The sequence below is a fragment of the Xylanibacter rodentium genome, assembly GCF_013166575.1.
GTDB lineage: Bacteria > Bacteroidota > Bacteroidia > Bacteroidales > Bacteroidaceae > Prevotella > Prevotella rodentium.
This window is the reverse complement of record NZ_JABKKE010000007.1, coordinates 100,791-117,097: the sequence shown is the minus strand read 5'-3', so window position 1 is coordinate 117,097 and position 16,307 is coordinate 100,791. Positions and strand designations below refer to the sequence as shown.

9 protein-coding genes are annotated in these 16,307 nt (G+C 51.3%); 3 read left to right on the top strand and 6 right to left on the bottom strand.

Going from position 1 to position 16,307, the window contains the following annotated elements:
• Nucleotides 1–80: 80 nt before the first annotated feature.
• Both HPS55_RS05780 and HPS55_RS05775 read right to left on the bottom strand, forming a co-directional pair.
• Nucleotides 81–1,805 (bottom strand): AAA family ATPase, encoded by a 1,725-nt coding sequence (locus HPS55_RS05780; RefSeq protein ID WP_172175252.1) that lies wholly within the window; start codon nt 1,803–1,805, stop codon nt 81–83.
• Entirely contained in the window at nt 1,805–2,680 is an 876-nt protein-coding gene (locus HPS55_RS05775) for a hypothetical protein (RefSeq protein ID WP_172175255.1), read from the bottom strand. The genes HPS55_RS05780 and HPS55_RS05775 overlap by 1 nt, the downstream gene beginning before the upstream one ends.
• Nucleotides 2,681–3,051: 371 nt before the next feature.
• Between HPS55_RS05775 and HPS55_RS05770 the strand changes: the two genes are divergently transcribed.
• Nucleotides 3,052–4,098, top strand: coding sequence for a PDDEXK nuclease domain-containing protein (locus HPS55_RS05770; protein ID WP_172175258.1), 1,047 nt, complete (start codon nt 3,052–3,054; stop codon nt 4,096–4,098).
• Between the two features lie 112 nt (nt 4,099–4,210).
• On the opposite strand, the gene HPS55_RS05765 is transcribed toward HPS55_RS05770, so the two are convergent.
• The 4 genes from HPS55_RS05765 to HPS55_RS05750 form a co-directional block, all read right to left on the bottom strand.
• A complete protein-coding gene (locus HPS55_RS05765) occupies nt 4,211–6,259 on the bottom strand; it encodes a hypothetical protein (RefSeq protein WP_172175261.1) in 2,049 nt (682 codons plus the stop codon).
• Nucleotides 6,260–6,378: 119 nt separating this feature from the next.
• Complete coding sequence (locus HPS55_RS05760; protein ID WP_253945791.1) at nt 6,379–9,504, bottom strand: glycoside hydrolase family 98 domain-containing protein; 3,126 nt, start codon at nt 9,502–9,504, stop codon at nt 6,379–6,381.
• A 307-nt stretch (nt 9,505–9,811) separates the two neighbouring features.
• A complete protein-coding gene (locus HPS55_RS05755) occupies nt 9,812–11,461 on the bottom strand; it encodes a BACON domain-containing protein (protein ID WP_172175264.1) in 1,650 nt (549 codons plus the stop codon).
• 18 nt (nt 11,462–11,479) lie between these two features.
• The gene (locus HPS55_RS05750) at nt 11,480–14,818 is read right to left on the bottom strand and encodes a TonB-dependent receptor (protein ID WP_172175267.1); all 3,339 of its coding nucleotides are present in this window, start codon (nt 14,816–14,818) and stop codon (nt 11,480–11,482) included.
• Between the two features lie 345 nt (nt 14,819–15,163).
• On the opposite strand from HPS55_RS05750, the gene HPS55_RS05745 reads away from it, so the two are divergent.
• Nucleotides 15,164–16,060 carry an RluA family pseudouridine synthase gene (locus HPS55_RS05745; protein ID WP_410543858.1) on the top strand — a complete coding sequence of 299 codons (897 nt, stop codon included), beginning with the start codon at nt 15,164–15,166 and terminating at the stop codon, nt 16,058–16,060.
• A 75-nt stretch (nt 16,061–16,135) separates the two neighbouring features.
• Complete coding sequence (locus tag HPS55_RS05740; RefSeq protein WP_172175273.1) at nt 16,136–16,294, top strand: hypothetical protein; 159 nt, start codon at nt 16,136–16,138, stop codon at nt 16,292–16,294.
• The last annotated feature ends 13 nt before the right edge of the window (nt 16,295–16,307 follow it).

The window sequence follows — 16,307 nt, the reverse complement described above, 5'->3', positions numbered from 1 at the left end:
CGGAGAGGACCTTTTTGTCTTTCTATTTTGAGGAAAACAAAATGCGTTTTTTTCAGAATAATCTGTACATATGCAATTCTTCAGTCTTTTCTTTTTTTCAGTTTTTCCATGCGTCTTATCGCATCATATGCATCGGGGTACAGCCTCACGGCTTTGTCGTAGTTGCGTATTGCGGCTTCGTGCATGTTTTCCTGTTCGCATTCCTTGCCCAGCAGGGTGTATTCGGCAGCCAATTCTTTCAGGAAAGCATCTTTGGCTCGTAACTCTTCCTCCAGCCGGTCTTTTTCGGCTTTCAGCGTGTTTATTATTCCCAGCTTGCGACGTATCAGGCGTTTGGCCGATGGGGTCTCGATGTCGTATCGGCTGTGTATGGCCTTGAAGAAACTGTCGATGAAAGAATCGAAGTCCTGACGGTCGAAAGCCGAGACGGCATCGTGGTATTCGCGGTCGGCCTTGCTTCCGCTGAGAGCACGGTCTATGGCTCCGCGGTTGTTGTACCGGCGTGCAAAATTCACAACGTCGGTCTTGACGAAGATGTCCGACGGGCGGATTGTGTTTTTCAGACTGATGCCTTCGAGTGATGTGCAGCGGCTCAGAGCCACGTATGTCTGGCCTCCGGCAAAGGCACCTCCGGTGAAGTCGATGTTCACTTTGCGGAATGTCAGTCCCTGGCTTTTGTGCACGGTGATGGCCCATGCCAACTGTATTGGAAACTGTATGTATACTCCGAGTTGTTCTTCTTCCACCTTCTGTTCCTTTTCGTTGAACGTGTAGCGCATGTTCTCCCATATTCCGCGTTCCACGTCGTACTCGTTGCCGTCTTCCGTCACCACGCTGACAAGGCCTTCGTCCTCATCAATGCCGCTCACCACTCCGAGGGTGCCGTTGACCCATCGCTTGTCCTTGTCGTTCTTTATGAATATCACTTGGGCTCCGGGCTTCAAATGGAGCTCGATGGGGGTGGGGAGCGACGATGCCGGAAACTCGCCTTTTATCTCTCCCGTGAAGGTGACGGCATTGCCCGGCAGTCCGTCCAGACCTCGTTTGTTGATATAGTCTACTGTGCTGCGGCGCGATGCGAGAGTTATTATGAGGTCGTTGTCGTTTGTTGTGAGAGTGGCACCGAGACGCGAGTTCAGTGCCCGTAGGTCGGTCTGAGTGGCGGAGTTGTCGCGTATGCGGTCGAGCATGCCTATGAATGCACTGTCGGTCTGTCGGTACACTTTGCGCAATTCTATACATACCGGCTGTGTCTGTCGGAATACTTGCGCCGCGAAGAAATAGGCCGACGTGTAGAATGGCTGGAGCAGACGGCGGTCGTCTTCTTTCACTACCGGCTCAAGCTGGAAGATGTCCCCGACAAACAGCATCTGTTTTCCTCCGAAAGGTTCGCGCATGTTGCGGCAGTATATGCGCAGCACCTTGTCGATGAAGTCGATGATGTCGGCCCTTACCATGCTTATCTCGTCTATGATTATCAGCTCTATCTCGCGCAGCAGTTTGCAGTGTTCACCGCTGTATTTCAGTGTGCTGCGGATATTGCGCGGGGTGTATTTGCTGTCAGTGGGCAGCAGCGGGTGAAACGGCAGACGGAAGAAACTGTGCAGTGTGCTTCCGCCGGCGTTTATGGCGGCTATACCGGTGGGGGCCAGCACCACATGCTTCTTCTTTGTGTTGGCCGATACGTATCGCAGGAATGTCGACTTGCCCGTGCCGGCCTTTCCCGTAAGGAAGAGCGAGTGGCGGGTGTGGTTGATTATTTGCAGGGCGTCCTGCCATTCCTTGTTGTCGATGTCAAGTTCCATCAGTTGTCGTTTTGCGTACTGCTGCCAGTTGTTCGTGTCATGTTGGCTTTTGCCACTGTTTCATATACCAGATATATGGATTCCGCCTTCGGATAATCGGCTTTATATTGCTCTGTAAGATCTTTCACGAAGCAGTACATCGGCCTGGCATAATTATTGTACCGTGTATCTATCAAAGGGAAGAAATCTTTTGTCACATATATCGTCTCGTTGATGCTTTCCCGCATTATCGCCACCTTATAATATTCGCGCAGCTTGTATCCGTTTGATATTTCGATGGCGCCATCCTCGGGCAGGCTTACTTGCTCACTGCTGAAATCGTATTCCCGTTCTCTGCCGTCCTCGTCGTATATTCGTACTGAGCCGGTGCTGTTCGTGGCGTTCTTGTATGTAAACAGATATCCCTTTTCGTTGTTGCCGGCTGCAATCTTTTTCTCCAGTTCCGCCTTGTCGCCGACGGTCAGTTCGTTGCCTTTTATTATAGTCGTTCTGTCTGCTATTGTGTATGTCCATTCGTTGTACCTTACCACAACCGACAGTGCGTACGAGTTGCCCGATGCGTCGTCTATCCTTACCAGCGCGTCGCCCAAATCCTTTGCCTGCAGACTGATTTTTCTGCCGTCAAAGTTTATGTGTACCACGTTCTCGTTGCTGTTGGTCACCTTATATTGCCCGTCGCCACCCTTTATATAGAGAGGTGTAGTCTCGTTGCTGAACGGTGTGAGCCGGTACGTGCGCCCGTCGTTGTCGAATATCACGTTATGATTTTCATATTCGAGCGTTATCGGGCTCAGTGCCTCGTCGTCGTCGCAGCCAGCCATGCTGCCTACGCATATCAGCAGCATCAGTATTCTTAATATTGTTTTTGCTTGCATAATCGTTTTGTTTACGGTTGATGGTTCTTAGGTATAGAATATGGGTAACGCTACGAACGTTTTCGTTAAACCAAATGGGCAGAGCGAAACTTGTTTCTGCTCTGCCATGGCGAGAAAACGCGGGATGGAATCCAACGGCAAAATTACTATAAATCTTTGGAATAACCGAGAAAAGAGGTTGAAATGTCACTGAATACCAAAACCAAGACAAAGACAAAACAGAGGTATGCAACTATAAATCAAAATAAAATCCATGACAGTTAAATGATATATCACGGATTTTTTTGTACTTTTGCAATTATTTGATGCGCTGAAGAAAAGATGGGATTACAACAAAACGGAACTTGTAAATGCTTTCAAAGTTTTAGGTTATGGAAAAGAATAAACTACAACATCTTAATATAACAACCGATAAACTCTTTGATGACATTCGGAACATCATAGAACAAGGTCGGAGACAAGCATACGCAGCAGCAGGACAAGCCGCCATTATGACTTATTGGAATGTTGGTCGCCGAATCGTAGAAGAAGAGCAGCAGGGAGAAAGCAGAGCCGCCTACGGGTCAAAACTCATTCCGGCTCTTGCCTATAGACTCTCTGTAGAATACGGTTCGGGATATGGGAAACGGAATCTTGCATATTACCGTAAATTCTATTTAGAATTCAATAATCTGGAAATTTTGCACACGCATGTGCAAAATCTTTCGTGGTCGCATATACGTCGTCTTTTATCGGTCAGTAATATTCAGGCGAGGGAATGGTATATGAAAGCCGCAGCGGAAAATATGTGGAGTTTCAAGGAGCTTGAAAGAAATATTTCAACCCAATATTACGAACGACGACTTGCAAAACAATTGGGAAACCGTACCTTGCCCATGCCTCAGCCCGAACACATCGACCCTTTGGAATATATAAAGAATCCAATGGTTGCTGAGTTTATGGGATTCCAACAGGATACGAAGTTTTCCGAATCTGAGTTGGAGCAGGCTTTGATTGATAATCTTGAAAAATTCATTATGGAGCTTGGACGCGGATTTGCTTTTGTGGAAAGGCAACAGCATATAGTTACCGATACAACGGATTTCTATATTGATTTGGTGTTCTATAATTTTAAGATGAAACGATTCGTCATCTTTGAACTTAAGACCCATAAGCTGACCCATCAGGACATTGGACAATTGGATATGTATGTACGCATGTATGACGATTTGATGAAAGAGGAAGAAGACAACCCGACCATTGGCGTACTGCTCTGTACCGATACAGATGATACGATTGCGAAATACTCGGTACTGCATGGAAACGAGCAGCTTTTTGCTGCCAAATATATGGCATATATGCCGACGGAAGAAGAATTGGCCCGAGTGATAGAACAGCAAAAACGTTTCTTTTTGGAACAACACGGGATGGAGGAGTGATTGAAATATGTCAACTACTGATATAAAAAACATCCCGTCACGGCTTGTTTCGAATGGGAAACCGCTGTGACGGGATGTTGTCATGTTGATATATCCGATGGGTTGCCGGATTTTAGTTGATAAGGAAAATCTTCTCCTTACCGTTGTATGTACATTTCACTGTGCAGCGGCCCTCTACGATGGAGCTTACATCGCTCTTTACTGACGGGTCGGAAGCCGTTACGCTAATCTTTGAACCCTGCTTGAGCGGACCGTAAACCTGATAGCGGATGGCGTCGGTCAGTCCGTTGGCATTGGTTGTGCGGATGGGCGTGTCGGGAATGTTCAGCTTTTGGCCGTCGACAGTGATGGCGACTGTGGGAACGACGGGGCGTGTGAACGGGGCGTCGTCCTTGGCAAAACCGATGCCGTGTAGGTCGAACAGCCCCACGGGACGCTGCGGCTGGCGTGGGCCACGTTGCTGGTGGGTGGGAGCCTGATGCGGTTCTTTAACCTCAGGCCCTTCGGCCACGAGATAGATGGCGTGTTTGCCCTTCAGTCCTTCAACGTCGGGCGTTGCCACATTGATTGTGACGCGCTCGCGGCGTGCGTTGGCCGGAACCTCTACAACAGCAATTTCACGTCCGTTCCATGTGCTGTTGGCATATGGGCCGTCAAGCATCACATGAATCTTGAACGCGCCGTTGCCGCCGGGAGTAAGGTCGAGGCAAAGCGTTGTGCCGTCGTTCTTCTTTGTGCCGGTGAAGGCTTTTACACCCTTGGTGTCTTTGTCAAGTCCGCCGAAACCGAAGTATTTGAATCCGATAACACCGCGGTTCTTGATGCCGGCAAGATCCATGCCGTTGTTCCATACGTCGTGGTTGTCCTGAAGCCATTCGTTGCCCGTCATGTAGCATGCCAGACCGGCAGAGTAGTAACTGTATGGCGGCAGACCGAATATCTGGAAACCCTCACTGGTAACCTCAGCACCGGTGTACTCGGTGCCGTCGGAAGCCTTGGCCGTCCACTCGTTGTTCTTCACATACGGGTCGTAAGCAGTGATGCGCACTATACCGCCGTCGGCTACCTTCTTCTTGTCCCATGTTATCTTTACCGGGGCAACCATAGCCTGACGGGCGTTGCCGAAGCCGCGGGGCGGACGGTGATAGAACACGTACCACTGGCCGTTGATTTCCTGCAGCGAGCCGTGGGTGTTGTGGGCTGCGTTGGTGGTGGTGAGGTGAGTGCCGTCCTCGTTGGGCACTACACCGCGCGAATCTACCAATACACCGCCGGAGCGCCACGGGCCGAGCGGAGAGTCACCGAAGGCGTAGCGTAGGGCCGAGTTGGTTGAGCCGAGACCGTAGTCGGGACCGCTGTAGCCCGAGAATACCATCACATATTTGTTGCCTACCTGACGGATGGACGATGCCTCGAAGAAATTGAAGTCGCCGGGATTCTGGTCCTTATACAGTGCAGGATATGTCGTTCCCTTGGGGTCGCGCACTTCTCCGTAACGTTCGCTGGCAGGGATGAAATAGTCGTGTACTTCGGTACCCGGACGAACGGCGTACATGTTGTCCTGGTCAAGTTCGTAGGCGGTGCTGTGACGGAAGCCGTAGAACACATAAGCACGGAATCCGCGGTCGTAGTCCTTGTCCTTCTTGTCGGTGATGTTCTCTACGAATACCGACGGGTCGAAGTCAATGAGCGAGCCTGGAAGGCACTGGCGGCCGTCTGGAGTGAGGTTTACGGGTGTGAACGGACCGTCGGGACGGTCGCCTTTGCACACCATTGCCACGCGGCGCCATCCGCGCGAGTGCGGGTAGAGATAGTAGGTCTTCTTTCCTGTCTTGCGGTCTTTCACCTCAACGAGGTCGGGGGCGTACATCGTGTCCCACTGTCCGTCGACAAACCACGAGAAGATGGGGCCTTCGTCGCGCCACTTGCTGAGGTCTTCAACAGGTGCCGACCACATACGGATATCGTTGCCGCAATATGCCGAGTAGGTTATGTCGTGCGAGCCGATGATGTAAGCGCGGTATTTGCCGGGCTGGTCGGGATCTTCAAATACTCGCGGTTCGCCGTCTGGCAGATGCTCCCAAAGCGGCAGATAGGGATTTTGGGCGTTGCCTGCAACTGCTGTCAGTGCTGCCCATAAAAGGAAACCGATTTTCTTCATTTGTCGTTTGTTTTGGTTTTTATATAGATTCAGATTTTTTTATTGGATTCCATCCCGCGTTTTCTCGCCATGGCAGAGTTGAAACAAGTTTCACTCTGCCATGGCGAGAAAACGTTGGCTTATCTGCATATCACCTTCTTTGTCTTTCCGCCGCGGAACTGTATGATATTGAGGCCCTTCTGCATCTCAGTGCGCTTGACTCCGTCAATGCTGTATATGCCTGTTATCTCGTCACCTTCGGCGGTCACTATACTCTCGATGGCATTGATGTCGGCATTGATAAGCTGGCAGTCAAGAAGGAGGAACTCGTCGAAACCGTTGCCTGCATCGGTGAAACTGATGATGTAGTTGCCGGCCACGGCTATCTTCACGTCAAGCTCGCGGAGCACGGTTTTGCTCACATCGGCTGTACTACTGCCGTTGGCGTTGGGCGAGGCTGTGTGTACCGGTGATGTTACGATGGCGTTGCCTCTCTCGTCGAGGATGGAAACACGGTAGTTGGGCTGGCCTTTCCATGCGGCCACAGCGTATTTCAGCTGGTAGTTTCCAGGCTCAAGTGCGAGGCGGTAGGCTTCCTGACGTCCGTATTCGGCATTTTTCTCGCGCCAGTAGAGTGCGCGCCCCTGATAGCCGTTGAAGCCTGAGAATGTGCGTGCTCCCTGACCGTAGGTGTTGGGATATTCGTGTACCTCGTCGCCTCCCTGCACTGTACGCCATCCCTCGGGCAATGCTCCAGTGCCTACCTTGTCGAATGAGAGTTTGTACATAGATGTGACGTCTTTGAAGAACGGGCGCAACGTAACGTTGTCGTCGGGCATGACGAAGGTGAGGTCATCGCCGATGGTCACGTTGCCGTGTACTATTTCCCATCCGGCAAGAGCGTAGCCGGTTTCGGCATCTACGTTGAGTGTCACCACGGTGCCTTCGGCAGCTGTTACTGTGCTGGCTGTCACCTTACCGTGCTCTGCGTCGCGTATGGTTACGAGGAATTCCTCGGCAGGTGTGCCCTGTGGGGCGTATGTCACCTGGTCTATCATCATGTCGATACCCTTGTTGTTGGTCAGTGTGAGAGTGTTGTTGCCCGTCTTAATGTCAGCGGTGAATGTCACCTTCTTCCACTCGTTGGTCTCTGTTTGCTCACACTGCAGCGTATATGTCTTTCCGTTGACCATGGCATTCAGTGTGCCGGCAGCCGATGCAGAACTGTAGCGCACGGTGATGTCATAAGTGCCGGCTTTCAGCTTGTTGGTGGCGTGGCGTAGGCTGCCGGCAGTGTTGGTTCCCATCTCTATGAAGCCGTTCCCGGCAAATCCTCTTACATTTGGACGATTGTAGTAGGGAAGTACCACGCAGTCCTTTATCGACTTGTAGTCCATGTCCTCGGCCTCGATAATCAGTTCGCCGGTATAGTCACCCGGCTGTTTCGGCAGGTCTGCGGTGAGTGCCTCGGCCGGCAGGATGTCGGTAGCGCGGTCGGTGGCAGCACCTGCACATGTTATCTTCACGTCCACGGGGCCATTGTGGCTCACCTCAAGAGTGTAGGTGCCGGTGGTTTCGTCCCATGTCTCACTGCTGCTTGCTATGGCCGATGCGCGGCGTTTTAGCTCGTGCGACGGGCGTGCTGTAGCGCCCTTTATCACGATAATGTCGGTCACTTTGGCAGGTGCGTCGGAGCGGAAGTTGTTGAGATAACAGTCGATATGGCCGGCATATTCGCGTATGATACCGCTGCACAGCTGTCCGAAAGTGAGTTCCATGCTTTCGCATGTGTTGTATTGCAGTGCCATAGAGCCCTGTGCCGTGGTCTTCTCGTTGAGATATGTATAGGGTGTGTAGGCTACAATCTGGTTCTTGTGGCGCGATACGAAGAGATCGCCGGTGCTTGTCTCGGGATACATCTTGTTGTACTCCTCCACCTTTTTGCTCTCGTTGGGCCAGCGTTTGTTGTGTTCCGACTTCTTCACTACTACGGGAATAGTCTTGGCAAGGTCGTCGTACAGCTCGACGGCCACTGGTATCGTACCGTAGCGGCCTGTCTTCTTCAGATACCAGTAGTTGTTCATCCACTGTCCGTTGCCGGTGTTGAACGGGTCGTCCTGCTTGTACAGCCCGTCATAAAGGCTGCCCCACGAGGCATATTTGTCCTCATCGCTGCCGCTTGTCATGTCGTTTACAACTATAATCTTGGTGCGGTCCACCACTTCCTTGCGCGTGGGGATGTACATGGTGCCGTCGGTAATCTTGCGGAACATGTCTATCCACACCTTGTCGAAACCGGGGAAACGGCCCCAGTTGCGGCGTGTGTATCCGTTGACGTTGGATGTGGCAAGGTTCTGGAAGTCTTCGGTCCATATAAGCTCGGGGCCGTCCCATACGGCTCCGCCATTGACACAGGTCTGCTCCATAACAGTGCCTATTCCGGCTGCATTGGGATATTTGCGGCCGTGGTTCTCGCCGAGGATAGCATCGAGTGCTCCGTTCCATCCGCAGTTGTCGTAGCGCACACCGTAGTTCTTGGCCAGTCCGGAGATGAACGGAGAGAAAGTGACACTCTCGTTGTTATAGAAACATGACGATGTTGTGTACTTATAGAGCCACAGAATGGCCTCGGGATAATCACGGCATGCCTGAAGCAGATCTGCGTTGCGCTTCATCATTCCTACGGGGTTGAGGCCGTGCGACCATATGTTGCCGCAGAAACTGATGGTAAGAAAACCACCGTATCTGTGGGCCATGGGTATCAGCTTGGCAAACAGCGCCAGACGGTCGAGCTGCGTGCTTGAACTCTTGTCGTTCGGTTCGTCGAATCCCCAGAACTGTTCGGCAAAATTCCATCCGAGGAAATTGGGGTAACGTTTGTGAAAATACTCGAATGTCTCCAAGTCGTCGTCCTTTATATGGGTGTGCCCGCCACTGGCGGGCTGGCAGGTAAACCACATATTGTTGGCCTGACACACCGTGGCCCACGACTTGAACGTGCGCACACCGTTCTGCGGGCGCATATATACGTCTTTCTCCTTATCGTAGCTGCACGATAGCGACAGGTTGAGACACACGAAAGGCTTGATGTCATCAGGAATGAGGTCGATAATCTTTTGAGGATCGGCTTGATTCCAGATGTCCACATGTATCAGCCACATGGGGTGCTTTTCGTCTATCGGTCGGCGTTCCTGTGCCGATGCCGTTACCGTTGCCAGCGTAAAGACGGCAAACATCATAAACATTTTAAACAGTCGTATCTTCATAATTCTCAATTATTATATAACATTAAATTCATTCCAAGGTCCAATTCTTTGTTATGGTTCATCGCCTGAGGAGATGTATGCTCAATCATTGCACAAAATTACGATAAATAGCCCGTAGAATCTTTGATGTTTGTTGCATAGGCTTTCGGATTTGTATCAAAGCCATACGAAATAGTGTCTAAAAGCCTGTAAATATATGGTTTGATGAAAACGGATATGGCAAATATAAAGAAATCGGCGGCAATGCCTTCAAAGACATGCCGCCGGTTTTGAGTGTTGTTTTTACGCCAGTAAGGCGTGACGGGGGTTATTCCGCTTTCTTGTGTGACACATAGATGCCTACAGCCTCAACGAGACCTTTGTAAGTGTCCTTGTATGCGAGGATGGTGATTTCGTCACCATAGCCAACACCGAGCGTGCCGAACTTCTTGCGCTCTCCGTTCCATCCGGTGGTAACACCGTAAACGTATACCGAACCGCTTTCGTCGGTGAGGTTGAAGTTGCCGTATGTCTCGATGTCGTCCTTGGCACCGGCTTCGGTGACTTTCTCAACCTTACCGGTGAGCATGTAGTACTTGTCCTTGCTGTCCTCAACATTGCGGAACTTGGCAGTGCTTATCGGTGTAACGTCGATATGGCTTTGGTATACGGCGTTGGGCATCTGCGGATTGCCTTTGTACGAACTTCTTGTGCCGACAACGGTAACCACGTCGCCCTCCTCAATGCCCATAGTTTCAAACTGCTTCGACTGTCCTTTGGAAGTGAGCAGTCCGTATATATAGGCTTCGCCTGTGGCATCCTTGATGTATATGTTGCCATAGGTGGTGTTGACGATCTTGGTTACAATACCCGAAATCTTATACTGTGCGGAACCTTCCTCGCGTGAAAGGAAATCGGCTATTGTCACTTCCTCAATGGCTCCTTCCTGTGTGAATGTGTATTCCACATTGGACGTGCCGGAACCGTTGCCTGAGTTGAATGCTATCTTGCCTTCGCGGGCACCGGCCACATTGGCCATGATGTCAAACTTGAACACTGCGGTGTCGGCAGGATTCTGCTCAATCTTCGAAGGAACGCCTGCAATGAATTCCGTGGTCTTGTAGCGAATCCATTCCTGGGCGTCGGCAGGAATGTCGGCGTATGCGCCTTTGCCCTTGTATGCCACTTTCACTTCAAGCTCGCCGCCATCCTTTGATATAGTGGCTTCCGGTGAAACAACCTTGATAAGCGACTTGGTAATCTTGATTACGGTGACGTCGACCAACTCGACTACATTTCCGCTGTATGTGGTCTTCGGACCTTCAAGTTCCACTTCGTCGCCCACCTCGATGTTGAGGCTGAGAAAGTTCTGTTTGCCACCGTTGGCATCGAGAGTACCATATATATATACTTCTCCCGTTCCGTCGTTGAGATACCAGTTGCCGTAAGTCGTGTTGGCTATTGACGTACATATACCTTTCACCCGGTAAGTCTTGCCGTCGGCGCCTGCTATCACCTCGGCGCAGCTTGCCGAAACGGCCTCCATGGCACCTTGGCGCACCTTGAGGAACTGCATGTTGCTGCCTATCTTGATTTGCAGCTCCATTTCGCGTCCTCCGTCGATGCGGTCAGCCTTTATCTTAAGTTCCGTTGTCGGATTCTCTCTTGTGTTGGCTGTGCCTGAGAGTTGGGACAGTGTAAACCATGTTTCCGTGGCTTTGCCGTTCTTGTCTCTTACCGGTTCACCGTCCTTGGCAATCACTTGCTTGCCTGTTTCCTCGTCAATGGCGACATTGGTGATTTCCCAATTGTCGTTGGCTGTGATGTTTACCGTCGCCTCTCCACCTTCGTCCGGGATTACGGCATAGGTGGTAGACAGGCCGATGTTGCCCAGCTGTCCGGCCGGCTCGTTGTCTTCGGAGCATCCTGTAAGAAGAAGTGCCGAGACGATGGCTGTGAATAAATATTTCAGTTTCATATTTTATTCCTTTCTTTATTAGTTGAATATATACTTGACACCCACTGAAGCATACCAGCACTGACCGATGGCGTGATAAGGAGTCCATGTCTTTGTGCTGCCGCTGACGGCTGCAGGAGTTGAGAATGTGGCGTACCCCTCTGCGTCGGTGCCCTCATATTTGAGTATGCGTCCCTCGTTCAGTTTCGAGTTCATGATTTTGCTTACGCCCCAGCTTGAGTTGAAAAGGTTGAGCACGTTCTTGATGTCGCAGCTCAACTGAAGCTTATGTGTGGTCTTGCCGAATGCGACCTTGAAGTCGTGCTTGTAGCTCAGGTCGATACGGTGCACCCACGGAGAGTATACGCTGTAAGCCTCGGCATATTCGCCCTGATGGTTTTTCAGATAGCTGTCGCCGTGTACATAGTCCATGAACTGCTTTTGGTCGTCTTCGGTCTTGAAGCGGAACAGCCCGTCGGCCACCTGCTTGTCGGTGGGGATATACAGGGCGTCGTAGTTGTATCCATCGCCGTTCATGTCGTTGGCTGTCATGTACGAATAGTTGTATCCGCCGCGCCACGTCTCGTAGATGATGCCGACATGGTTGCCGTGCTTGTCGCTGTGAGTGGCCGACACGACAAAGCGGTCGGGAGTGACATACTGCGAGTTGTGCAGGTTGATGTTGTTAGGACCGTTGACGGTGGGGACATACGTGAATGCCGATTCGGCGTTGGAGCCGGGCATGCCGGTAAGTTCCTTTGAAACGGTGTGTGTGTAGGCGGCCATAAGGCTGAGTGTCTCGATGGGGCGCATGTTTATTGTAACATTGGCCGACCATCCGTAGCCCTTGCTCGTGTTCTCAAGCACGAATGCCTTTGTGCCTGTGCGGAATGTCTCGGGGAAGAGCGGACGGTTGTCAGCACCGTTGGGTCGTGCAAAACCTTCTACGGGCATCATGCTCCAGTCGGATATTGTAACGCCGTTGATGGTCTTGTTGAATATACCTTCGGCCGTCACCGTGAACGGGAACGACACCGGCACCTCATAGTCAACGGCGATTGACGTCTTCCATACCTGTGGCATCTTGAAGTCGGGGTCTACGGCCGAGATGGCTGAAGGCACCGCTCCGTCTTCGGGAGAGATGGTGTTGGGGAATCCCATGCCGATGAGCTTGTCCTTGAGAGCTCCGATGGATGCGCGGCCGTTGGCATCGACGGTGAGTCCGCCTGCAAATTGCTTCAGTATGTCGGTCATTGTCCCTTCCACTCTGTTGCCGTTTGCGTCAGTCGTGGCGAAGTGGTCTTTGACGGCCTGTGGCAGACGCTTGTAGTTGGTCGACGGGCCGAGCTGTGCCTGATACTGTACCATACCGCCGTTTGTGGGCATGTTGGTGAAGAATACCAGTGGCAGACGGCCGGCAAACAGTCCGGTACCTCCGCGTACTTTCAGGCTCTTGTCACCGAACACGTCGTAGGTGAATCCTACTCGCGGAGACACCATGATGTTTGACGACGGCCATTTGCCCGTGTCGATGTGGCGTCCGTTGTAGTCAAGGTCGTAGATGGCTTTGTTGGTCATCAGGTCGCCGTTGTTGAAGAAGAGACCGTCGAAGCGTATGCCGGCAGTCAGTTTCAGCTTGTCGGTAGGGTTCCATTCGTCCTGGGCATATAGGCTTGCCTGGTTGAACTTTACGCGTGCGGCAGGCGATGTCTCGCCGTCATATCCGTATGTGAGGCATACGACTTCGGGCACGGCACCGTTGATGAAGTCGTCTACGCTCTTGTATCGGTAGTATCCCGTACCGTTGCGCATGTATTGGTTGTCGGCCATCTGATACTCATAGCTCAATCCGGCCGTTATCTTATGCTGTCCCAAGTAGTATGTCACGTCATCCTTGATGTTGAAGATGGTGTTGTGTACGGCGTTGTTGTATGTGAAGAGCTCGTATCCCAGCGACATATACTGTGTGGTGGTATTGGTTCCGTCGTGTATGTCGATGAAGGGGAATTCGGAAGAGTTGGTGCCGCGCACGTCGTCAAGTTTGGAGAATGTGGCGAGCAACTGGTTTGAGAGATTGTCGCTCAAACGGCTGTTTAGGTCGAAAGAAAACGAGTGGACCCTGTTTTCCATAGAGTACATCGAGTTGGCAAACACCATGGAGTACAGCGATGTACGCGCGTAGGCCGAACGTGTGCCTCCGTCCATCGACGAGGCGTTGGGGCCGTTCCATGCCGTGTTTTTGGTGTAGTTGTAGCGCAGTGCCAGACGATGGTCGTTGGTGATGTTCCAGTCTATGCGTGCCAGAATCTTGGTGTTGTCCTCATCGGCGGGAAAACTGTTGTATGAGCCGGTGTTGTATCCGTACTTCTCGAGTGCGTGGGCCTGCACACGCTCCATGTCGGCCACCGTGGTGTATGACAGGTAGCTGTCGGCATTGCCCACACCGTTCTCGGATGCTCTCCAGCGTACTGCCACGGACGGGGTCTTGGAGTATTCGGCATTGGCGAAGAAGAAGAGCTTGTTCTTGATGATGGGGCCGCCGAGGGTGAATCCGTATGTAGTGGTGCGATCCTTCTCGCGGGCGCCCGGTATCTGCTCGCCTTCGATGGCGTCGCCGCGCATGTTCTCGTTGCGGTGGTATACGTAGGCTGTACCTTTGAATGTGTTTGTTCCCGATTTGGTGATTGCATTGACACCGCCACCGATAAAGTTGGTCTGGCGCACGTCAAACGGAGATATCACCACTTGCAGTTCCTCGATGGCGTCGAGCGAGATTGGATTTCCTCCACCGGGAAGTTTTGACGACAGACCGAAGTTGTTGTTGAAGTTGGCTCCGTCGACTGTGAAGTTGGCCGTGCGGCCGTCGGCTCCGGCAAAGCTCATGCCGTTGCCGCCATAAGGTGAGAGGCGTGTCACGTCGGTGATGCTTCTTGTCACCGTGGGCAGATTCATTATCTGCTGGTTGGTGATGTTGGTGGAGGCTCCGGTCTTCTCGATGTTGAGCTTGGTGCCCTTTCCCGTCACAACGACTTCACCGAGAACCTTGGCGTCTTCATTCATAGAAGTGCTGAGGTTGTAGGTCTCGCCCAACTGCAGCGTGACGCCTTTGACGATTTTTGTCTCATAGCCGAGATAGCTGATTTTGACTTCGTAGGGGCCGCCTGAGCGCATACCGAGTATGTTGTACATACCTTTGGTGTTAGTAACTCCCACGTAACGTGTTCCGGATGCGGTGTGTACGGCCTCGATGGTGGCGCCGATGACGTCTTCTCCGTTGGCCGTGATTTTGCCTGACATTCCGGATGTAGTTACCTGTGCCACGGCTGACGAAACCATCATCAGCATTGCAGCGAATAGGAAATACAATCTCTTGTACATAAATAAATAGTTTGAAATTAATGATTTAAACCGAAGAACAGCTTGCTGCCCTTACTATTTTGCTGCAAATTTAACTAAAAATTTTTGTATAAATGTTGCAATTGTATTAAAATTATAGTCAAATGGTTAAATAAAGTGATGTTGCCCGTATGTAGGTATGCGAACTGTCGGGTCGGTTCAAGGCCTCTGTACTGTTGGTTCAAGGCTGCTGTACTGTTAGTCCAAGGCCGTTGTACCAAAGTCGAATAGCTTCATTACGGCTTTGGTTTGAAATATCTTTTGGCGGCAGACCGTGATTATTGTTTTTATTTGTACCTTTGCACCGCAATTATATATAATATAATGATGAAATATAATACAGGTTACAACCGTGAGGGAGACTATGAACATCTGACGGTGACAGAGAGCGTCGGACTGCTTGAGTTTTTGCTTGCCAACGTGAAAGAGAGCCGAACGAAGATAAAGGCCACATTGCAGGGGCACGGCATAAAGGTGAACGGAAAGTGTGTGACGCAGTTTGACTACATGCTGCAACCGGGCATGAAGGTGGCTGTGAGCAAGAGCAAACGCAATCAGCAGGGGTTCAGAAGCCGGTATGTCAATATCGTGTATGAAGACAGATGGATAATCGTGGTGGAGAAGAACACCGGCATTCTGTCGATGGCGGCAGGGCATTCGTCGCTCAATGTGAAGTCGGTGCTGGACGACTATTTCCATAAGTCGCGGCAGCGCTGCAGGGCGCACGTGGTGCACAGGCTCGACCGGGACACGAGCGGACTGATGGTGTATGCCAAGGACATCGAGACGGAACAGATATTGGAGCACAACTGGCATGATATAGTCTACGACCGCCGTTATGTGGCTGTAGTTAGCGGCGAGATGTCCGGTGACGGAGGAACGGTGGCCAACTGGCTTAAGGACAACAAGGCTTATATCACATATTCCTCTCCGGTGGATAATGGCGGCAAGTATGCCGTGACCCATTATCATGTGCTGGCACGTACGACGGCACATTCGCTCGTTGAGTTCAAACTTGAGACGGGACGAAAGAATCAGATACGTGTGCACTCGGCCGACATGGGGCACCCAGTGTGTGGCGACGTGAAGTATGGCAATGGCGACGACCCGTTGCATCGGCTTTGCCTGCATGCCTACATGCTCTGTTTCACGCATCCTGTGACAGGTGAGCGCATGGAGTTCGAGACGCCCGTGCCTACGGCTTTCAGGATGATGTTCAAGTGACGGGATTTTTCTCTTTATGCGGAATCAAGTTGTTTTCCGCATATCAGATACGGTATATATTCAGACTTACGTTTTATGGATAGTAATTTTGTACAGTATATAGCTCTTCTGCTGATGATAATCATCGGTTTTGTCGTTGTCAAGCGGATGGCGGGCTGCCTGCTTCGCACTGTGGTTACTATAGCTATGGTGGCAGTGCTCGCATTCCTGTATTATAAGTATTTTAGGGTATAAGGATACGGACGGT